Annotated in this window: 18 protein-coding genes; 2 read left to right on the top strand and 16 right to left on the bottom strand. The window is 72.0% G+C overall.

What is annotated here, in order from left to right:
* Positions 1-19: 19 nt before the first annotated feature.
* The 16 genes from ACWC5C_RS22050 to ACWC5C_RS21975 form a co-directional block, all read right to left on the bottom strand.
* Positions 20-1,396 carry an NtaA/DmoA family FMN-dependent monooxygenase gene (locus ACWC5C_RS22050; protein WP_450877707.1) on the bottom strand — a complete coding sequence of 459 codons (1,377 nt, stop codon included), beginning with the start codon at positions 1,394-1,396 and terminating at the stop codon, positions 20-22.
* Positions 1,397-1,418: 22 nt separating this feature from the next.
* Positions 1,419-2,642 carry an LLM class flavin-dependent oxidoreductase gene (locus tag ACWC5C_RS22045; protein WP_450877705.1) on the bottom strand — a complete coding sequence of 408 codons (1,224 nt, stop codon included), beginning with the start codon at positions 2,640-2,642 and terminating at the stop codon, positions 1,419-1,421.
* A 48-nt stretch (positions 2,643-2,690) separates the two neighbouring features.
* Positions 2,691-4,091, bottom strand: a complete 1,401-nt coding sequence (locus ACWC5C_RS22040) for an LLM class flavin-dependent oxidoreductase (RefSeq protein WP_450877703.1) — start codon at positions 4,089-4,091, stop codon at positions 2,691-2,693.
* Positions 4,088-4,993, bottom strand: a complete 906-nt coding sequence (locus tag ACWC5C_RS22035; protein WP_450877701.1) for a carbohydrate ABC transporter permease — start codon at positions 4,991-4,993, stop codon at positions 4,088-4,090. The genes ACWC5C_RS22040 and ACWC5C_RS22035 overlap by 4 nt, the downstream gene beginning before the upstream one ends.
* Positions 4,990-5,844: a carbohydrate ABC transporter permease gene (locus ACWC5C_RS22030; protein WP_450877699.1), complete on the bottom strand. Its 855-nt coding sequence runs from the start codon at positions 5,842-5,844 to the stop codon at positions 4,990-4,992. The genes ACWC5C_RS22035 and ACWC5C_RS22030 overlap by 4 nt, the downstream gene beginning before the upstream one ends.
* A 50-nt stretch (positions 5,845-5,894) precedes the next feature.
* Complete coding sequence (locus ACWC5C_RS22025) at positions 5,895-7,244, bottom strand: ABC transporter substrate-binding protein (RefSeq protein WP_450877697.1); 1,350 nt, start codon at positions 7,242-7,244, stop codon at positions 5,895-5,897.
* A 20-nt stretch (positions 7,245-7,264) separates the two neighbouring features.
* Positions 7,265-8,461 carry an acyl-CoA dehydrogenase family protein gene (locus ACWC5C_RS22020; protein WP_450877695.1) on the bottom strand — a complete coding sequence of 399 codons (1,197 nt, stop codon included), beginning with the start codon at positions 8,459-8,461 and terminating at the stop codon, positions 7,265-7,267.
* 27 nt (positions 8,462-8,488) lie between these two features.
* Positions 8,489-9,676, bottom strand: a complete 1,188-nt coding sequence (locus tag ACWC5C_RS22015; RefSeq protein ID WP_450877693.1) for an SfnB family sulfur acquisition oxidoreductase — start codon at positions 9,674-9,676, stop codon at positions 8,489-8,491.
* A gap of 254 nt (positions 9,677-9,930) precedes the next feature.
* Positions 9,931-10,011 (bottom strand): putative leader peptide, encoded by an 81-nt coding sequence (locus ACWC5C_RS22010; RefSeq protein ID WP_450877860.1) that lies wholly within the window; start codon positions 10,009-10,011, stop codon positions 9,931-9,933.
* A 73-nt stretch (positions 10,012-10,084) separates the two neighbouring features.
* Complete coding sequence (locus ACWC5C_RS22005; protein ID WP_450877691.1) at positions 10,085-11,788, bottom strand: dipeptide ABC transporter ATP-binding protein; 1,704 nt, start codon at positions 11,786-11,788, stop codon at positions 10,085-10,087.
* Complete coding sequence (locus tag ACWC5C_RS22000; protein ID WP_450877689.1) at positions 11,785-12,618, bottom strand: ABC transporter permease; 834 nt, start codon at positions 12,616-12,618, stop codon at positions 11,785-11,787. Before ACWC5C_RS22000 ends, ACWC5C_RS22005 begins: the two co-directional genes overlap by 4 nt.
* On the bottom strand, positions 12,615-13,598 hold the full coding sequence (locus ACWC5C_RS21995) for an ABC transporter permease (RefSeq protein WP_450877687.1): 984 nt from the start codon (positions 13,596-13,598) through the stop codon (positions 12,615-12,617). Before ACWC5C_RS21995 ends, ACWC5C_RS22000 begins: the two co-directional genes overlap by 4 nt.
* On the bottom strand, positions 13,595-15,211 hold the full coding sequence (locus ACWC5C_RS21990) for an ABC transporter substrate-binding protein (protein WP_450877685.1): 1,617 nt from the start codon (positions 15,209-15,211) through the stop codon (positions 13,595-13,597). Before ACWC5C_RS21990 ends, ACWC5C_RS21995 begins: the two co-directional genes overlap by 4 nt.
* On the bottom strand, positions 15,204-15,758 hold the full coding sequence (locus ACWC5C_RS21985) for a GNAT family N-acetyltransferase (protein ID WP_450877683.1): 555 nt from the start codon (positions 15,756-15,758) through the stop codon (positions 15,204-15,206). Before ACWC5C_RS21985 ends, ACWC5C_RS21990 begins: the two co-directional genes overlap by 8 nt.
* Positions 15,755-16,933 (bottom strand): aminotransferase-like domain-containing protein, encoded by a 1,179-nt coding sequence (locus ACWC5C_RS21980; RefSeq protein WP_450877681.1) that lies wholly within the window; start codon positions 16,931-16,933, stop codon positions 15,755-15,757. The genes ACWC5C_RS21985 and ACWC5C_RS21980 overlap by 4 nt, the downstream gene beginning before the upstream one ends.
* A gap of 53 nt (positions 16,934-16,986) precedes the next feature.
* Positions 16,987-18,417, bottom strand: a complete 1,431-nt coding sequence (locus tag ACWC5C_RS21975) for an FAD-binding oxidoreductase (protein WP_450877679.1) — start codon at positions 18,415-18,417, stop codon at positions 16,987-16,989.
* 558 nt (positions 18,418-18,975) lie between these two features.
* Between ACWC5C_RS21975 and ACWC5C_RS21970 the strand changes: the two genes are divergently transcribed.
* Together ACWC5C_RS21970 and ACWC5C_RS21965 are read left to right on the top strand one after the other, a co-directional pair.
* Complete coding sequence (locus ACWC5C_RS21970; protein WP_450877677.1) at positions 18,976-20,019, top strand: methionine ABC transporter ATP-binding protein; 1,044 nt, start codon at positions 18,976-18,978, stop codon at positions 20,017-20,019.
* Entirely contained in the window at positions 20,016-20,675 is a 660-nt protein-coding gene (locus ACWC5C_RS21965) for a methionine ABC transporter permease (protein ID WP_450877675.1), read from the top strand. Before ACWC5C_RS21970 ends, ACWC5C_RS21965 begins: the two co-directional genes overlap by 4 nt.
* The last annotated feature ends 24 nt before the right edge of the window (positions 20,676-20,699 follow it).

Raw genomic sequence — 20,699 nt, 5'->3', positions numbered from 1 at the left:
AGGGTGATGGCCAGGAACTTCACGAGACCGCCCGGTCCTGGTGCGCCTCGGTGCCGGGGTGGGTCAGGCCGAGGTGGTCGCGCAGGGTCGTGCCCTCGTAGTCGGTGCGGAACACGCCGCGCTCCTGCAGCAGGGGGACGACGGTGTCGGCGAAGCCGTCCAGTCCGCCCGGGGTGACGTGGGGGACGAGGATGAAGCCGTCGCTGGCGTCGTTCTGGACGAGGGAGTTGATGGTCTCGGCTACCGTGGCCGGGGAGCCGATGAAGGTCTGGCGGTTGCCGGTCTCGATGACGAGGTCACGGATCGACCACTTGTTGGCCTCCGCCAGCTCCCGCCACTCCCGGGCGATGGCCAGCGGGTCGCGGTAATTCCGTACCTGGGCGCGGCCACGGGCGATGGTGTGCTCGCCGGGGTCCGGGTCGATGTCGGGGAGCGGGCCGTCCGGGTCGTACGCGGACAGGTCGCGGTTCCAGACGAACTCCAGATGCTTGATCGCGGTGGCGCCGCTGACCTGCTTGCGCCGCACCTCGTGGGCCAGCTCCTGTGCCTCGGCGTCGGTGTCGCCGAGGACGAAGGTGGCGGCTGGCAGGATCAGCAGCTGGTCGTGGGTGCGGCCGTGGCGGGCGAGGCGGCTTTTGACGTCCGCATAGAACGCCTGCCCTTCCTTGAGGGTGCCGTGCCTGCCGAAGATCGCGTCCGCACTGGACGCGGCGAACTCCCGGCCTTCGTCGGAGTCACCGGCCTGGAAGATCACCGGACGGCCCTGCGGGCTGCGCGGGACGTTGAATTGCCCGGCGATGTCGAAGTGCTGTCCCTGGTGGGCGAAGGCTCCGGCCCGCGCGTCGTCGAGGAAGGTGCCGGATGCCTGGTCGGCGACGATCTCGTCGCCACGCCAGGAGTCGAAGAGTTCGGTGGCGGTGGCCAGGAACTCCTTGGCCCGGGAATAGCGCTCCTCCTGCGGAAGGAAGCCGCCACGGCGGAAGTTCTCGCCGGTGAAGGCGTCCCAGGAGGTGACGACGTTCCACGCGGCGCGGCCGCCCGACAGATGGTCGAGGCTGGCGAACTGGCGGGCCACCTCGTACGGCTCGTTGAAGGTGGAGTTGATGGTGCCGGTCAGGCCGATCCGTTCCGTGACGGCGGCCAGCGCGGTCAGGACGGTGAAGGTGTCCGGCCGCCCCACCACGTCCAAGTCGTATATCTGGCTGCCCTGTTCGCGCAGGCGCAGCCCCTCGGCGAGGAACAGGAAGTCGAACTTGGCGCGTTCGGCGGTGCGCGCGAAATGCGCGAACGAGCTGAACTCGATGTGGCTGCCCGCCTCCGGGTCACTCCACACGGTGGTGTTGTTGACGCCGGGGAAGTGGGCGGCGAGATGGATCTGCTTGAGCGGCTTGCTCATGGTCGGTGGTCCCTCCGGCTGCTCAGACGGTGGCGTAGCGGTTGGCGGGGCGTGCGAGCCCCAGCAGCCCGCGCAGGGTGTCGGCCTCGTACGCCGTGCGGAAGGCGCCACGGCGCTGGAGTTCGGGCACCAGGCCCCGGGTGATCGCCTCCAGGTCGTGGCCGATCACGCCGGGGCGCAGCCGGAAGCCGGAGAGTCCGGCGCGCTGCCACTCCAGCAGCAGGTCGGCAAGGTGCCCGGGGGTGCCGGTGAATACCTTCGCGTCGCTGGTGTACGGGGAGCCCCCGAGGCCGTCCAGGCGCTCGCGGCGGGCGGCCGCCGCGCCGGGTGTGTCGTCCAGGAACACCACCAGGTCGCCGAAGATGTGCAGGGGCTCGTCCGCGCGCCCCGCCTCCGCCTGTGCGGCGCGGATCTCGGCCACGGTGGCCTCGGCCTGGCCGCTGTCGTGGGGGGTGATGTACCCGATGTCGGTGGAGTGGCCCACCAGCCGGTACGGCACGCTCTGGTGTGCCAGCGCGGAGATGACGGGCTGTCCCTGCGGCGGCCTGGGGGTGATCGAGGGGCCCTTGACGCTGAAGTGTTCGCCCTCGAAGTCGATGTAGTGCAGCTTGTCGCGGTCGATGAAGCGGCCGGTGGCGACGTCGCGGATCTCCGCGTCGTCCTCCCAGCTGTCCCACAGACGGCGTACCACCTCGACGTAGTCGGCGGCCTCGGCGAAGAGTTCGGCGGTCAGCTCCCGGACTGCCGGAGTGTCCAGATTCTCGGGGTCGAGGCGCGGAATGTCGCGGCGGCCGAAGTGGTCCGCCTCGTGCCGTCGCCTGGACACCCGGATCCGCAGTCCCGCGCGGCCGGTGCTGACGTAGTCCAGCGTGGCGATCGCCTTGGAGGCGTGGAACGGCTCGGTGTGGGTGGCGACGATGGTCGGCACCAGCCCGATGTGCCGGGTCAGTGGCGCGACCCGGGCGGCGATGAGCACCGCGTCCAGCCGCCCGCGGACCTGGTCGGTGCGGTTGTCGGGCTCGGTGCGGTGCGAGGACTGGAGCGTGAGCCCGTCTTCGAAGGTCACGAAGTCGAGCAGGCCGCGTTCGGCCTCGGTGACGAGATCGGCCCAGTACGCGGCGGTGAACAGGTCCCGGGGCCGGGCCTGTGGTTCGCGCCATGCGGCCGGGTGCCAGCCCGCGCCGTCGAGCGCGACGGCGAGATGGAGCGGCGGAAGCGGCGAAGGGTGTGCGGATGATGCGGACACGGGATGAAGTGCCTTCCTGATCGGCCGGTGGGGACCGTCGGCCCCCGCTTATGCGTGACGTTCTCGGGCGGCGCGTTCGCGGTGGCGGGCGGCGGGGTGGTCCGTGGCGACCCTGGCGCTCCCCTGGCGGCCCACGCGCTCGCGCAGGCTCGCGCCCTCGTAGGTGTGCGGTACGCGGCCACGCGCCCGCAGTTCGGGGACGACCAGGTCGACGAAGTCGGTGAAGGTGCCGGGGGTGATGGCGTACGCGAGGTTGAAGCCGTCGATATCGGCCTCCTCGACCCAGCGTTCGAGTTCGTCGGCGACCGTGTCGGGCGAGCCGATGACGACCGGGCCGATACCGCCGATGCCCAGGTAGTGGGCGACCTGTTCGGGGGTCCACTCACGCGAGGGGTCCGCGGTGGAGAAGATCGTCAGGGCCGAGCGGACGGCATCGGTGTCGACGTACTCCAGCGGCTCGTCGGGGGCGAGTTCGGACAGGTCCAGCCCGCTCCAGCCGCCGTAGAGGGCGAGGGCGCCCTCGTACGAGGCGTACGAGATCAGGTCGGCGTACTTGGCCCGCGCCTCCTCGTCCGTGGCTGCCGTGATCGCGGTCAGCAGGATGTAGATCTTCACGCTGTACGGGTCCCGGCCCTCGGCCGCCGCCTTGGCCCGGATGTCGTCGACGACGCGGCGCGTGGCCTGCGGGGTGACCGCGTTGATGAAGACGCCCTCACCGTGCCGGGCGGCGAAGGCCCGCCCGCACGGTGAGGCGCCCGCCTGGAAGATGACCGGGGTGCGCTGCGGGGAGGGTTCGCTGAGGAAGACCCCGGGGACGGAGAAGTGCTCGCCCTTGTGGGCGATGTCGCGGATGCGGCCGGGCTCGGTGTAGACGCCGCGCTCGCGGTCGCGGACCACCGCGTCGTCGTCCCAGGAGTACTCCCAGAGCTTGTAGCAGACCTCCAGGAACTCCTCGGCCATCTCGTACCGCTCATCGTGGCCGATCTGCTGGTCGAGCCCGAGGTTGCTGGCCGCGCTGGCCAGGTAGGAGGTGACGACGTTCCAGGCGACCCGGCCCTTGGTGAGGTGGTCCAGGGTGGTCAGGGTGCGGGCGAGCTTGTAGGGCTGCTCGTAGGTGAGCGAGACGGTGACGCCGAACCCCAGGTGCTCGGTGACGGCCGCCATGGCCGAGACGGCGGGCAGCGGGTCCGACAGCGGGATTTGCGCGCCCTGGCGGACGGCGGCGTCGCGCGAGCCCTGGTAGACGTCGTACACGCCGAGCACATCGGCGATGAAGAGCGAGTCGAAGCCGCCGCGCTCCAGCAGCCGGGCGAGGTCGGTCCAGTAGGCGAGGTCGGTGTAGCGGTGGGCCTGGTCGTCGGGGTGGCGCCACAGCCCGGGCGACTGATGGCCGACGCAGGCCATGTCGAAGGCGTTCAGATGGATACGGCGCACGGGCGGGCGGGTCATTTGACGGCTCCAGCGGACAGGCCGGACACCAGTCGGCGCTGGGCTGCCACGGCGAGGACGTACACGGGGGCGATGCCGATGAGGGAGACGACGGCCTGCTGGCCGAACTGCACCGACTTGTCGCCCTGGAAGAGCGAGAGCGCCACCGGAAGGGTCTGCGAACCGCTGTCCTGGGCGAAGCTGAGGGCGAAGAGGAACTCGTTGTAGCTGAGGAAGAAGCAGATCAGCGCGGCGGCCGCGACGCCGGGACCGATGAGCGGCAGCACGATGCGGCGCAGGGCGGCCCAGGTGCCGAGCCCGTCGAGCCAGGCCGCCTCCTCGATGTCCCTGGGCACCGCGCGGACGAACCCGTCGAGCAGCCAGATGGCGACGGGGACATTGGCGAGCCCGTCGACGAGTACCAGGCCGGTGACGGTGTTGTTCAGCCCCAGTTCCCGCAGCAGGAAGAAGAGCGGGAGGATGGCCACCACCGGGGGTGCGCAGTAGCTGGAGAGGATCACGGAGGCCAGCCGCGCCCCGCGCCGCCCGGCGCGCGCGGTGAAGTAGGCGCCCGGGACCGCGATCAGCAGCGTCAGGACGACGGAACCGGTGGCCACCGCCCAGGAGTTGGCGATGTAGCGGCCGAGGCCGAGGGCGTGGAAGGCGTCGGGCCAGTTCTGCCAGAACAGACGCGAGGGCAGCAGACCGCCGTTGAGCACATCGTCCCGGGAGCGCACGGACAGCGAGACCACGTACAGCACCGGGATCATCGTGGCGGCGGCGATGAGCACCAGCAGCGCGGTGGCCGGGGCCCCTCGGCGGCGGGCGCGGCGACGGCCTTGGCGTGGCGGCGCGGCAGGGGCCGGTTCGGGGCGGGGCGGCCGCGATGTCCCGGTGTCGCGGTCGAGTTGGGCCGTGGTCATACGGCAACCTCCTGACGGCGTGTGCGGCGCAGCGCGACAACGCTGGTGACCACGCCGATGAGCAGGGAGAACAGCACCGTCGCGGCGGCGGCGCCGCCGACGTCGAAGTCCTGCAGGGCGGTGCGCTGGATGTCGTACGTGCTGGTCGTGGTGGCGAAACCGGGGCCGCCCGAGGTGACGACGTAGACGATGTCGAACACCTTGAACCCGATCACGAGCTTCAGCGTCAGCACGGAGAGCAGGGTCGGCTCGATGTACGGCAGCACCACGGAGCGGACGGTCCGCCAGCGCCCGGCTCCGTCCAGGGCTGCGGCCTCGCGCAGCTCGTCGGGGACGCCGAGCAGGGCGGCGTACGTCAGCAGCATGACGAACGGCGTCCACTGCCACGTGTCGATGATGACCAGGGTGACGAACGCGCTGGTGCTGCCGCCGAGCGGGTTGACGCCGGGCAGCCCGAGGCCGTGCAGGGCTCCGTTGAGGGCGCCGCCGACCGGGGCGAGCAGCCGTTTCCAGGCGACGCCGACCATGACGGGCGGGGTGACCATCGGCAGCAGCAGAAGGGCGCCGAGGGTGCCGGGGCGCCGGGCCCGCGCGCGCAGCAGCAGCGCGAGCGCGACGCCCAGTGCCAGCTGCACAGCGGCGGCGGCGACCGCGAAGAGCGCGGAGCGCCACAGCGAGCCGGTGAAGGACTCGCTCTCCAGCGCCGTGCGGAAGTTGTCGAACCCGGTCCACCGCTGGAGCGGCTGGGCGAGCGTGGAGCTGCTGAACGCCAGGCCGAGCAGATAGACCAGCGGATACCCGGCGAAGACCACCAGGAAGAGCACGGACGGCAGGGCGAGGAGGCCCGGCACGCGGGTGCTCGATGCCGGGCGCACCCTCGCGGGACGCGGTGCGGGCGAGGTCATCCCGTGCCGCCCTTCAGCTGCTTGACCCATGCCGTCTGGGACTTCTCCAGTGCCGTCTTCGCGCTCTGCTTGCCCTGGAGTCCGAGGGCGAGTTCGTCGACGAGGCTCTGCAGCAGCTGCGGTGCCTTCGGCACGGTCGGCCACGGGAGCGGGTCCCCGGCCAGTCCGGTGCGGACCACGTCGTACGAGTCGGGGGACGCCTTCTTGAACGCGTCGGCTTCGAGGGTGCTGGTGCGGATCGGGTCCGCGCCCGCGTCGTTCTTGCCGAGCACGAGGAGGTTCTGCTTGGCCGCCGTGGCCCACTTGATGAAGGCGGCCGCGGCCTCCTTCTGCTTCGACGCCGTGGAGACCGCGAGCCCGAAGCCCGCGTCGAGCGAGGTGCGCGGCTTGGTGTTGTCGCCGCCGACGGGCAGGGTGGTGACGCCCCACTTACCGGCGACCTTGGACTGTTTGGGGTCCTCGGCGCGCTTGGCGAAGTCGGTCCAGAAGTCCAGCATGGCGCCCTTGCCGTCCAGGAAGGCGGGCAGCGCCTGGTCGAAGCCGATCTGCAGGGGGGTGGGCAGGGCGTCGGGCGCGGCGGCGAACAGGGCTTCGGCGGCGGCGAGCGCCTCGGGGGTGTCCAGGGTGGGGTGGCCGGAGGCGCCCTGGTCCAGGAAGGTGCCGCCGTATCCGGCGAGGCGGTTGGCGAAGGCGCAGCCGAGGATGACCGGGACCTGCTGTGCCTCGATGATGGCGCCGTAGTACGAGCCCTTGGCGTCGCGGGTGATCTTCTTCGCGGCCTCGTTGTAGTCGTCCCAGGTCTTCGGGGGCTCGACCTTGTGCCGCTCGAAGATCTCGGTGTTGTAGAAGAGGATGTGGGTGTCCCCGTCGTACGGCAGGCCCCAGCGCTTGCCGTCGTAGCGGGTGTACGCGTCGTAGAGCGAGGGCAGGAAGTCGGCCTCGTCGATGTCCTGGTGGGCCTTGATGTAGGCGGTCAGGTCCTCGATGACACCGCCCTGCGCGAGGGTGCCGACGGCGGCGTACCAGTACATGAAGACGTCGAACTGGCCCGCCCCGGACTGGACGTCGAGGATGGCCTTCGAGGTGAGCTTGTCGTACGGGACCGGTGTGACCTTGAGCTTGGCGCCGGTGGCTTCCTCGAAGGGTTTCTGGAGGTACTGGAACGAGAGGGCGTTGGGCTGGTTGGCGAGGATTTTGAGGGTGACGCCGTCCAGGTCGGGCTTGGCGTTCGGATCCAGACTGGAGCCTTCCGCGGACCCGCAGGCGGCGAGGAGGGGACCGGCGGCGGCGAGGGTGGCGGCGCCGGTGGTGGCACGGAGGAGCTGTCTGCGGGAGAGCGGTGACATGGGGATTTCTCCTGAGCGTGTTACGTGTACAGGGTGAACGGCGGGTGGGTGCCGTTGAGGAAGTGGTCGCCGACCTCGCGGAGCTTGTAGGCGACGGGGTCGTGCAGCGTGTGGGTGCGGGCGTTGCGCCAGAACCGGTCGAATCCGTACGCGGTGGCGGTGGCGCGGGCGCCGGTGACTTCGAGGATCCGGGCGGTGATGTCGAGGGCCGCCCTGGTGGCGGCGACCTTGGCGGTGGCGACGGTGGCGGCGATCTCGCCGCGCTCGTGGCCGGTCAGCTCGTGGCCTCGGTCCAGTCCGCTCTGGACGGCCTCGGCGGCCTGGTCGGCCAGGGCGCGGGCGCCACGGGCGGCCACGGCGAGTTCGCCGTAGGTGGCGAGCACGTACGGGTCCTGGGTGGCCGACTCGACTCCGGACAGCGGCCAGGGCCGGGTGGTGGTGCGGGTGTAGTCGGCCGCGGCGGCCAGCGCTCCCTCGGCGATGCCGAGGTAGAAGTGGACGAACACCAGCTGGATCGCCGGGGTCACCAGGGTGGCGAAGGGAGACAGCACCCCGTCCTCCTGGGAGAGGGAGCCGAGGATGTCACCGGCCGCGACCGGCACCGCGTGGAACTCCACACTGCCGCTGGCCGAGAGCCGCTGACCGAAGTTGTCCCAGTCGTCGTCGCGTACGACCCCTGGGTGCGCCGGGTCGACGAGGACGACCAGGGGCTCCCCGGTGTCCGTACGGGTGGCCCCCACCACGAGCCGGTCGGCGACCCGGGCGCCGGTGGCGAAGCTCTTGCGCCCGTCGAGCCGGAATCCGTCCCCGTCCGGGGTGAGGACGACATCGGGGTCGCGGGGGTTGAAGGCGCCGCCCCACAGCCACCGGCCCTCGGCCGCCGCGCGCTCGACGCGCTTGGTGTGGGCGGCGCCGCCGAAGAAGCGGACGTTCCAGGAGAGGAGGTAGTGGTAGCCGATGAGCTGGCCGATCGAGCCGTCGGCGGCGGCGATCTCGCGGATGACGGCGTAGGCGGTGCGCCAGTCCGCTCCCCCGCCACCGCGCTCGGTGGGGATGAGGAGGGTGAGCAGCCCGGCCTCGCGGAGGCGGTCGGCCTCGTCGAAGGGCGGCTGGTTGGCCTGGTCGCGGGCAACGGCGTCGGTGGCGAGGTCGGCGGCGACCGCGCGGGCGGTGGCGACCCATTCGTGGTGTGTGGTGGGTGGTGCGAGTGTGATCATGGGTGTGGTTCCTCAGTCCCTCAGTCCTCAGACGATGCCGTTGGCGGGCGGGTCGACGCCGTTGAGGGCGTGGTTCCCGAGGTGCTGGATCTTCCAGCGGCGTGGGTCGTGCAGCGTGTGGGTGCGGGCGTTGCGCCAGTGCCGGTCGAGGTTGCCGCCGCGCAGCGCGGACCGGGTGCCGATGAGGGCGAAGATGTCGCTGGAGACGGTGACGGCCGCGGTGTCGGCCTGGGCGCGGGCGGCGGTGACCGCGACCGACGCCTCGGCGGCCGACCGCTCGTCGGCGGGTGCGCGGCGGGCCGCGTCGATGGCGGCCCCGGCCCGGTCGAGCAGCGCCTCGGCGGCCCGTACGAGCAGGGCGAGTTCGCCGAACTTCTGGATCACCAGCGGCTCCTCGCTCGCCCGGTCGGCTCCTGACTCCCCCCAGGGCCGGGCGACGTCACGGATCAGCTGGCCGCCCTCTTCCAGCGCCGCGCGGGCGATGCCGGTGTCGACGGCCGCGTGGATGAACTGGCCGAAGGCGCCGAACACTTCGGGCCGCTCGAAGGTGAGGTGATGCGGCACCACTCGGTCCTCGGGGACGTACACGTCCTTCAGCCGTACGGTGCCGCTGGCGGTGGTGCGCTGGCCGATGCCGTCCCAGTCGTCGACGACGGTCACGCCGGGTGCGTCGTGCGGCAGGAACACGGCGGTGAGGCGGTCGTCGGGGCCGAGGGCGAAGACCGGGATCCAGTGGGCGTACAGCGCACCGGTGGCGTAGTGCTTGACGCCGGTCAGCCGGAAGCCGCCGCTGGCGGGGTCCGGGACGAGCCGGGTGGCGAACTCCAGGGCGTGCTTGGTGCCCTTCTCAGCGAGGGCGTTGCCGAACCTGCGCCCGGCCAGCAGTTCGGCGTAGAAGAAGTCGCGCTGCCCGGCCGTCCCGTTCTCCTTCAGCACCTCAACGAAGAAGAAGTGGTTCTGCGGGATCTGCCCGATGCTCGCGTCGGCGGCCGACAGCAGGCGGATGACCTCGCCGAGAGTGCGGGCACCGGCCTCGGCGCCGCCGTGGGCGCGGGGCACGGTGATACCCAGCAGCCCCGACTGGGAGAGCTGGTCGAGTTCGGCGTACGGGAGGATGCGCTCGGCGTCGCGCCGCGCGGACGCGCGGGCGAAGATGTCGGCCAGATCGGCGGCGACGGCGATCGCCTCCGCCTCGCTGGTGATCACATGGGCCATCAGGAACTCCGGGTGGTGCGGGGCATGGCAAGCGGACCCCGGGGCGGGGCATGCGGGCAGGACGGATCAGCGGCCGCCACCCCGCGCCGCCGTACGGACGGCGGGGACAAGGAATGTCAGCCGCGGAGGACCGGACCCGTCGGGGTCACGGCAGCGGAATGCCCGGAGATGTGGTGTGAGGAAGGGACGCCTGGAGGCCGCGCCCGATCAAGGGGCGAGGCGGCTGCTCCCGGGAAGGCTGCTTCCGGGCTCGTTCAGGCCCGACGGCAACAGGTCGCGCTGGAGACGCGCGCGAGGTCGACGTGGCGCCGACGCGTGAATTCCTGTCGCTTCATAGGACCGATAGAACCAGCGGGAGTGCGGCCGGTCAAGAATGCCTGGAGTGATTCCATATCGCGGACGGCCTGCTCAGGACGGCTTCCGCAGCCGTCGGCCCGGCAGCGAGGCCAGCAGCTCGCGCGTATAGGGGTGGCCCGGGGAGGTGAAGACCTCCTCCACCTCGCCGCGTTCCACCACCTGTCCGTCCTTGAACACCAGCACGCGGTCGGTGAGGTGGTGCACGACGCCGAGGTCGTGCGAGATGAACAGCAGGGACGTGCCCAGCTCGGACCGGAGGTCCGCGATCAGGTCGAGCACCTGGGCCTGGATGAGGACGTCCAGGGCGGACAGCGGCTCGTCGCACACGATGATCTCCGGCTCGGCGATCAGCGCCCGCGCGATCGCCACGCGCTGGCGCTGCCCGCCGGAGAGGGAGCGGGGGCGGCGGGTGAGGTGATCGGCCGTCAGGCCGACGCGTTCCAGGGCTGTGGCGGCGCGGTCGCGCCGCTGGGAGCGGGAGGTATCCGGCTGGTGGATGTTCTCCGCCAGCACCTGGCCCACGGTCCAGCGCGGGTCGAAGGAGCTGAGCGGGTCCTGCGGCACGTACTGGACCAGCCGCCGCGAGGCCCTGCGCTGCCGCTCGGTCAGCGCGCTCCACGGGCCGCCGTGCAGCCGTACCTCGCCCAAGTCGGGCTCGGTGAGCGCGAGCACGATGTCGGCGCAGGTCGTCTTGCCCGAGCCGGACTCGCCGACGATGCCCAGCGCCTCTCCCCGGTGGAGCCGGAAGGACACGTCGTCCAGAGCGGTGAACCGCTGGTGTCCGCCCGTGCGGCTCCGGCCGCTCGGTGCGTACGTCTTGGTCAGACCGCGCGCCTCCAGGACGACCTCGCGATCGGGTGTGTCGGCGGTGTCGGTGGCCGTGGGCGCCGACGGGCGGTCTCCGGCCAGCCGCGCACCGCGTGAGGCGGCCGACGGGATCGCCGCCAGCAGCTGCCGGGTGTACGCGGCCTGCGGGTGGCTCAGTACCTCCCGTACCGGCCCGTCCTCCACCACCCGGCCGCGCTCCATCACCAGGACGCGGTCGGCGATGTCCGCGACGACGGCCAGGTCGTGGCTGATCAGCAGCAGTCCGGTGCCCTCGGCGACACGGGCGGCGAGCAGTTCGACGATCTGCCGCTGCACGGTGACGTCCAGCGCCGTCGTCGGCTCGTCGGCGATGATCAGTCGCGGTTCCGCGGCGATGGCGGAGGCGATCAGTGCCCGCTGCCGGAGCCCGCCGGACAGCTCGTGCGGGTAGGCGTCGATCCGCCGGTCGGGCTCGGGTATGCCGACGGCGCGCAGCGTGTCCCGTACGCGGCCGCGCACCTGGGCGCGGGGCGCCAGCCGGTGGTGGCGGACCGGCTCGCCCACCTCCTGGCCCACGGTGCGCAGGGGGTCGAGCGAGACCAGCGCGTCCTGCAGGACCAGCCCCGCGAACCGGCCGCGCAGCGCGCGCCAGTCCCGCGCGGAGAAGCGCAAGCCGTCCCGGCCGTCCACCCGCAGGGCGCCCGCGCCGGTCACCGCCTCCCGGGGGTTCAGCCCGACGAGGGAGCGTGCGGTGACGCTCTTGCCCGAGCCCGACTCGCCGACGATGGCCACGCATTCGCCGGGGTGGACGGCGAAGGAGACGTCGTGGACGGCCGGTACGGGCCCGCCGCGCGTGGGGAAGGTGACGCTGAGGGAGTCCACCTCGACGAGGGGGCGGCGCGGCGCCTCCCGCGCGCTCGCGGGCTCGGTGAGCGTGGCGGCGGTCATGGGGTCCTGCCTTCCAGGAGAAGTTGCAGCCTGCGGCCCACGACGGTGAAGGCGATCACGGTCGCGGTCATGGACAGGCCTGGGAAGAGCCCCGCCCACCAGGCCGTACGGAGGATGTCGCGGCCCTCGGAGAGCATCACGCCCCACTCGGGGACCGGGGGCTGCGGGCCGAGGCCGAGGAAGCTCAGGCCGGACACGGCCACGATCGACGTTCCGATGTCGATGGTGGCGATGACGGGGACGGCGACCAGGACGTTCGGGGCGATGTGGCGGGCCAGGATCCAGCCTCGGCCACGGCCCTGGACCCTGGCGTGGGTGACGTATCCGGCGTCCTTCACCGACCGGGTCTGCGCGCGGATCACCCGGGCGAACTTCGGTACGCCCGAGATCCCGATCGCCACCGCGATGTTGAAGACACCGGGCCCGGTGAAGACCACGACGAGCATCGCCAGCAGGACGCCCGGGAACGCGGACACCACGTCGAGCACGCGCGCCACGGCCTCGTCGGCCCTCCGGCCGGACAGTCCGGCGACGACGCCGGTCAGCAGGCCGAGGACCAGGCTGATGAGCATGGCGGCCACGCCGAGCAGCAGGGAGTAGCGCGCCCCGTGCACGACCCGGGCGAAGACGTCCCGGCCCAGCAGATCGGTGCCGAACCAGTGCCGCGCGCTGGGTGCCTGGAGGGATTCGGGCATGGAGGAGCGCAGCGGGTCGGTGTCGCCGAACAGGCCGGGGAAGGCGGCGGCGAGCAGCAGGGCGGCGATGAGCGCGGCGCACAGGGCGGTGCCGGTGTGGCGCAGCCACCCGAGTCGTGGGGTCGTTGGGGTCATCGCGTCCTCAGCCTCGGGTCGATGAGCAGGTTGACGATGTCGACGAGCGTGGAGATGACCACGTACGCGAAGGCGGCGAGCAGCACGACGGCGAGGACGACGGGCACGTCCTTGTTGGTCACGGCGGTCAGGGTGACGGCGCCGAGCCCGGGGCGGCCGAAGACGGTCTCGGTGATGACGGCGCCGCCGAGCAGGTTGCCGATCATCCAGCCGCCCAGGTTGATGACGGGTGGCAGCGCGTGGGCCAGTGCGTGGCGCAGCCGTACCAGCGTCTCGCCGACACCACGGGCGCGGACGGTGGTGATGAACGGCTGCTCAAGGGTGGATTCCAGGGCCTCGCGCAGCACTTGTGACAGCAGCCCGGCCATGGGCAGCCCGAGGGTGACGGCGGGCAGGACCAGGGAGGCCGCGCCGCTGTCGGCGGTGACGGGGAACCAGTTCAGCTCGAACGAGAACACCATCAGCAGCAGGATGCCGAGCCAGTACACCGGCATGGAGGTGGCGACCAGCTCGGTCACCGACGCGAGTGCGCGCAGCGGACGCGCCCGCCCCGCCGTGCCGACCGCCACCGACAGGGCGAGCAGGATGGCCAACCCGGCGGCGAGCAGGGTCAGTTCGACCGTGGGCCACAGCTGGTCGCCGACGACGGAGGCGACCGGCTGCCGCATCGCGTAGGAGGTGCCGAGGTCTCCGTGGAGGAGCCGCCCCAGATAGTCGAGGTACTGCGTGAGGGGCGGCCGGTCCAGGCCCCATTCGGCGGCGACCGCCTCCTGGGCTCCCGGATACGTCTGGTCGCCCACCAGGATGTCCTCGATCTTGCCCGGCATGGTGTGCAGGACGGTGTAGGCGACGGTGGCGGCCGCCCACATCACCCCGACGCCGGTGGCGACCCGGGTGGCGACACGGCGCCAGGCCACCCCTCGCACCCGCTCCCGCGATGCCCCGGCGGGACGGTCCGTGGTGGCGGTGGCCGTACTCATCGGCCGACCCGGACCGTGTAGGGGTTGGCGGGCGCGTCGAGCTGGGTCTCGAAGCCGAGGCCGTGGACCTTGTCGGACGCGGCGATCTGGTAGTGCGGCGCGAACAGCGGGACGATGTACGCGCGGTCCACGGCGCGCTGCTGGATCCGCGCGAGGAGCGGGCGCCGCTGGTCCAGGTCGGTGGTGGCCAGCGCGTGTTTGATCATGGCGTCGAGCTTTCTGTCGTAGCCGTGGACGTTGGCGTAGAGGAATTCGGTGCTGCCGAGGACCTGGTTGAGTTCCATCCCCGCGTCCAGCGCGTTGAGCGTGTTCGGGTAGATGGTCCAGTCGCCCTGGGCCTTCTGCTCGGTGAACTCCCCGGCGGTGTTGATCCTGAGGTCGAGGTCGAGGCCGATGTTCTGCCGCAGCTCGGCCTGGAGCGCCTCGATCAGCACATCGCGGTTGTCGCGTACGTACGGCTGGGGGTAGCCGACCTCCAGGGTGAGCCGCTTGCCGTGCTTGGTGCGGTAGCCGTCGCTGTCGCGCCCGGTCCACCCGGCCTCGTCCAGGAGCCGGTTGGCCTCCTTGGGGTCGTTGCCCCAACTGCCCCTCAGCGAGGTGTCGTAGTCGGGGTTGTCCGGGCCGATGTTGGACCACGCGCGCGGCACGGTGCCCCGGTAGACGGCCCGCACCACCGCGTTCAGGTCGGCGCCGTCCCGCAGCGCGCGCCGCACCCGGATGTCGGCGCCGGGCCCCCGGGCGTAGTTGACGTTGAGGGTGAACGAGGTCTGCCGGGACGGTCCGGTCAGGTACCGGAACCCCTTGACACCCTTGAACAGCGGTACGTCCAGGGGCTGCACGCCCTCGATGACGTCCACCTGGCCGGAGGAGAGCGCCCCGGAGCGGGTGGAGTATTCGGGCAGGAAGCGGTAGGTGACAGTGTCCAGATACGCGGAGCCGCGATGCTTGGTGAAGGCGGGCGGCCAGTCGTAGCGGGGGTTCTTACGGAAGCGCACGGACTGGCCACGGGTGTAACTGTCGAGGACGAACGGGCCGGTGCCCGCCAGATCCCGGCTCGCGTTGCACAGCCTGTCGCCCTTCTTCAGCGACGCGGGCGACAGAAAGCCGAGCTTGACGCTGGAGAGTGATTCCAGGAGCGAGGAGTCGGGCTTCTTCAGCTCGATGCGGAACGTGGTCGGGTCGGGCGCGGTGCCGCGCTTGTAGTTGACGAGCAGGCTGGCGGCGTCGGTGGCGTTCGCGGGGTCGGCCACGTAGTCGAAGTTGGCCTTCGCGGCCGTCGCGTCGAAGGGGGTGCCGTCATGGAAGGTCACATCGTCGCGGAGCTTGAAGGTGTACACCGTGCCGTCGTCGGACACCTTCCAGCTCCTGGCCAGCCAGGGGGCGAAGGTCCCGTCCGGCTTCTTCCCGATGAGCGAGTCGACGTAGTTGCGGATGACGATGAACGCGTTCTGCTGCGTGGAGCGGTGCGGGTCGAAGCACTGCGGCTCCGTGGTGACGCCCCAGGTGAGGGACGACCCGGAGGCCGAGGTGCGGGAGCCCGCCCCGGACGGGGCGCACCCGGCGAGCAGCAGCAGCGCGCCGAGGGCGGCAGCGAGCGGCCGGAGGTTACGCATGGCTCCCCCGATCCCTGTCGAGGGCGGTGTGCAGCGGCTTGGCGAAGTACACGCTGTACGGGTCGAGCGCGTACGGCGGATACGGCGCGATGCGGTGCCAGCCCTCGCGCGTGTACAGGGCGGCGGCCTCCGGCTGCTCGATCCCGGTCTGCAGCATCAGCTCCGCGATGCCCCGCTCGGCGGCCGACGCCTCGACGGCGGCCAGCGCGGCGGCCGCCAGCCCGCGACCTCGGTGGTCCGCGCGGACGAACACCCGCTTGATCTCCCAGCGGTCGCCGGGGAGCGCGCGGAGCGAGGCGGTCGCGACGGGATCCCCGGACGGGGCGAAGGCCACCCAGGTGACCGCGATCTCGTCGGCGGTGGGCGGCGGTGGCAGATGCGGGCGCGGCCCGTACGGCGCGTAGCGCGGCCCCAGCTCCGCGTCCATCAGCGCCCGGAGCGCGGCGGGCCCCGGGTCGTCCCAGCCGACCGCCGCCCAGCGGACGGGGCCCTCCGGGCCGAACGCGGGCGTGCGTGGTGTGGGGGCGGTGGTCGGCGCGTGGGTCATCGGGCCGCTGCCTCGGGCTTCAGCGCTTCGGCCAGCCGGCCGACCGCGGTGGCCATGTCGGTCTCGCCCACCGCGCCGATGCCGAGCCGGAAACGCCCCGGCGAGCCGGTCCCGCCGGGTGGCGAGAAGTGGCTGCCGACGCCGAAGTCGGTGCCGAGCGCGTGGGCTCGGGTGCGCGCCGCGTGCAGGTCCACGTCCTCGTCCAGCACCGTGGCCCACAGGAACAGCCCGCCCTCCGGCAGTGCGGCCTCGACCCGGCCCGCGAGCACCGTGCCGAGCGCCGTGTGCAGGGCACGGGCCCGGCGCCCGTACAGCGCCCGCGCGTCGGCGGTGACGCGCTCGAACAGGCCGGGTGTGGTGAGGAGGGCGGTGGCGATGGCCTGAGTGAAGGTCGAGGAGTGCTGGTCCTGGTTGGCGCGCAGCCGCGCCACCGCCGGGAGCAGCCACGGCGGGCCGACGATCCAGCCGAGCCGCAGCCCGGGCCCGAGGGTCTTGGAGAAGCTGTTGACGCGGACCACCCGGTCGCTGTCGGCGCTGAGCTGGGGTACGTGGTGGCCGGAGTACCGCAGCTCGCGGTACGGGCTGTCGGCGACGATCGTGAAACCGTAACGCTCGGCGAGTTCGACGAGCCGGACGCGGGCGGGTGCGGGCAGCGTGGCGCCGGTGGGGTTGTGGAAATCGGGCACGGTGTACAGCGCCTTGGGGCGGGCGCCGCCTTCGAGGGCCCGCGCGAGGGCGTCGACGTCCAGGCCGTCCGGACCGGTGGCGACCGGCAGATACTCCACGTGGGAACGGCCGAGGACACGCAGCGCGAGGGGGTAGACGGGGTCCTCGACGGCGACCAGGTCCCCGAGGTCGAGCAGCGCGTCGAAGACGAGCGACAGCGAGTGCAGCGCCCCGTTGGTGACGAACACCCGGTCCGCGCCGACCCCTTCGTGGTGGCCGATCCACGCGCGCAGCTCCGGGGTCCCCTCCACACCGGAGTACTGGAACGCACCGCCCGCCGACGGGCCGCCGAGCACCCCGGCGGCGGCCTCGGCCAGCTCCTTGACGGGCAAGGCCGCGTCGGCGGGGGTGCCGCTGGTGAGCGGGAGGAAGCCGGGGACTCCGGCGGGCGGCGGGGTGCCGAAGCCGCCCAGGGCGGTGGTGTCGGCGCCGCGGCGGGACAGGGGCATGGTGGGTGTCTCCTGGTGAGGGGTGATACGGGCGGGGGTTCCCGGGGCCGGGGCTAGAGCGCTTTGCCGGGGTTGAGGATGCCGTGCGGGTCGAATACGGCCTTGAGGCTCCGCTGGAGCGCGAGCCCGGCCGCGCCCAGCTCGTCCTCCAGCCAGCGGCGCTTCGTGGCGCCCACCCCGTGCTCGCCGGTGATGGTGCCGCCGAGGGCCAGTGCCCCGCGTACCAACTCATCGGCGGCGACGTCGAGTTCGGGCGGTGCAGGGGCGCCGGGGTCGATGCCCTCGGGCACGGGTCGCGAGAGCGCCGGGTGGAGGTTGCCGTCGGCCGCGTGAGCGACGGCGGCGTAGTCCAGCGCATGGCGCCGGCCGATCCGCTCCAGCTCCTCGTACATGTCCGCCACCCGGGATTTGGGCACGGCGACGTCCTCGCCGACCGACCACACCGGGCGGGTGCGGCCGCGCCCGGAGCGGCGCAGCTCCCACAGCCGCTCGGCCTCCCGCTCGTCGGCCACCAGGTGTGCGTCCCCGCCGGTAACGCACAGCGCCGCGACGACATCGGCTGCCTCGGCCGCGGCGGCGTGTCCGTCCGTCTGCACCAGCAGCAGCACCTCCCCGCCGTCGGTCAGCCGGGAGCCGCTGTACTCGTCGATGTTGCGGAGACTGGCATGGTCGATCAGTTCGGCGATCGCCGGGATGACACCCGCGCGTGTGATCTCTCGGACGCCAGTCAACGCGGCCGGTACGGACGGGTAGTACGCGCTGACGGTAGCCGTGGCGGCGGGGAGCGGACGCAGCCGCACAATCGCGCCGACGATCACACCGAGGATGCCCTCCGAGCCGACGAACAGGGCCGTCAGATCCAGCCCCGTGACACCTTTGACGCTGCGGTGGCCGGTGCGCAGGGCGGTGCCGTCGGCGAGGACGACGTCGAGGGCGAGCACCGAATCGCGGGTGACCCCGTACTTCGCGCAGCGCAGCCCGCCCGCGTTGGTCGCGATGTTTCCGCCGATCGTGGAGATGGCGTGGCTGGCCGGGTCGGGGGCGAAGTACAGCCGGTGTTCGGCGAGCGCCTTGTTGAGATCGGCGTTGATCACCCCCGGCTGGACGACGGCGACCTCGTCCTCGGGCGAGATCTCCACGATGCGGTCCAGCCGTTCCGTGCTGAGCACCACGCATCCGTCGATGGCGGACGCCCCGCCCGACAGCCCCGTACCGGCGCCTCGGGTGACGACGGGGACGCGGTGGCGGTGGGCGAGCCGGAGGACGGCCGCGACCCCCTCCGCGTCGGCGGGGCGTACGACGGCGAGCGCGCGGACATCCGTCCGTGCCGCCTCGGCTCCGGAGCGGTCGTGGAGGTAGGGAAGGGCGCGCTCGTCGTCGACGAGGGACGCCACGTCCTCGGCGAGCGCTTCGCCGAGTTCCCGGAGGAACGCGCGCTCGGCCTCGGTGGCGGCGCGGGGCGTGGGGGCCTGATGGGTGGTCACGATGGTTTCCTGGTAGGCCTCATGGCCTCACCGGACGCACGTCGGGCACGCGTCGGCACGCGTCGGAGCGCCGGGCGCGGACGTGGGGTGAGGACGGGAACGACAGGGCCGCCGCGCACACAAGGACGGCCCCACGGGGGAAGTCAGGCCTGGGGGAACTCGCACACAAGGGTGCCCGCAGGCAGGAGTCAGCGCCTCAACAACACTGCGCGCTCACCACTCGACCGAAGTCGACGTGGTGGCGGTGCACCAGAAACACGGAGGCCATGGCCGTCACGTAACACTGCCATCCGTCGAGCGGTCAAGTCGCCAACGGAGAGCGACACCCCGCCCATCTCAGGATGCGGTCGGCCCTTGACCTCTGACGACGAGGGCTGTGAGCATCCATCCCCATGTCGCGGACCCGCCGCTTTACGCGCCGACGCACGGTCGATCACATGGTGATCACCAGTGCCGCCTGTTTCTCTCACTGAACCTCATCCCCGCTCGGGGCAGGCCGTCTCTCCCCATGACCCGTGCCTGCCCGCACTCTCTCCAGAGCGTCGAGGAGTCCACACGGTGATCCGTGTAGAGAAACTGCACAAGACCTTCGGCACCGGCACGCGTGCGCGGCCGGTGCTCCATGAAATCGACCTGAACATCCCGCAGGGCACCATCGGTGCCGTCGTCGGCCCCAGCGGGGCGGGCAAGAGCACCCTCGCGCGCTGCGTCAACTTGCTCGAACGCCCCACGTCCGGGCGGGTGTGGGTGGCCGGAACCGATGTGACGGACCTTCCGGAGCGCGAGCTGCGCCATGCCCGGCGGGCCATCGGTACGGTCTTCCAGTCCGCCAATCTGCTGCGCAGACGTACGGCGGCCGAGAACGTCGCGATGCCACTGCGGTATCTCGGGGTGACCGCGCGGGACGAGAAGCGCCGCGTCGCCGAGCTGCTGGAGCGGGTCGGTCTCGCGGACCGGGCCGACTCCTATCCCGCCCAGCTCTCCGGCGGCCAGCGCCAACGCGTCGGTATCGCACGGGCGTTGGCCCTGCGCCCCAGAGTGCTGCTGTCCGACGAGGCCACCTCCGGTCTCGACCCGGCCGCCACCCGGTCCGTCCTCGCCCTGCTGCGCGAGCTGCGTACGGATCTGGGCCTGGCCATCCTCCTCATCACCCACGAGATGGAGGTGGTCCGCGAGGCGGCGGACACCGCGATCCTGCTGAGTGAGGGGCGCGTGGCCGAGTCGGGGCCCGTCGATCGGCTGGTGGCCGATCCGCGGTCCGCGCTCGGCAACGCGCTGCTGCCCGACCGCCCGTTCACACGGAAGCGGCCGGGGCTGGGCACCTGGCGCCTCACCTATCGGGGGAACACGGTGCCCACGGACTGGCTGACGCGGCTCGGCGCGGACCACGGGCTCGACGTCCACGTGTTGTCCGCGACCGTGGAGGAGATCGCCGGGCGGGTGGCCGGGCGGGCGACCATCGCGGTCGATACGGACCGGGCGGACGAGCTGACCATGACCCTGGCAGGCTGGGGAATCCACGCCGAACCGCTGCCCGCGCACGACAGCCCCCTGACCGAAGAACCGCCCCTGCTCGGCGCGGTCGCGGAGGTGGCCGTATGAGCACCGGACTCGACAGCCTCTGGCCGCTGCTCTTCCCCGCGATCGGCCAGACCCTGCGGATGGTCGCGGCCGTCATGCTCATCGTCGTCGCTGTCGGCACTCCGGTGGGCGTCGTCCTGCACAACGCCTCGCCCGCCGGGCTGTTCCCGCACCGGGCCGCCCAGGCCGTGCTCAGCTGGGTGGTCAGCCTGGGCCGTTCGCTGCCATTCCTGATCCTGATGGCGGCGATCATCCCGTTCACCCGGTACATCGCGGGAACGACCATCGGAGTGTCCGCCGCGATCGTGCCGATGTCCCTCGCGGGCATCCCGTACTTCGCGCGGCTCGTGGAGACGGCGCTGCGCGAAGTGCCCCGCGAGGCCACCGAGGCCGGGCGCGCCGCGGGCGGCTCACGGCTTCAGGTGATCGTCTCGGTGCAGCTGGCGGAGGCGCTGCCCGCGCTGACGGGAAGCCTGACGATCGCGATCGTCGGCATGCTGGAGTTCTCCGCCATCGCCGGGACCATCGGCGCCGGTGGCATCGGCTATCTGGCCATCAGCTACGGCTACGAGCGCTTCGACACGACCGTCATGGCCGCCACGATCGTCACGCTCATCGTCATGGTGCAGCTGATCCAGTTCACCGGCGACCGCGTCGTGCGCAAGCTCTCCCACTGAGCCGCCACCCACATCAGCGCTTCG

This window comes from Streptomyces sp. NPDC001700 (genome assembly GCF_053596435.1).
The sequence above is the reverse complement of the archived record's forward strand: the minus strand, read 5'-3'. Positions and strand labels throughout refer to the sequence as shown.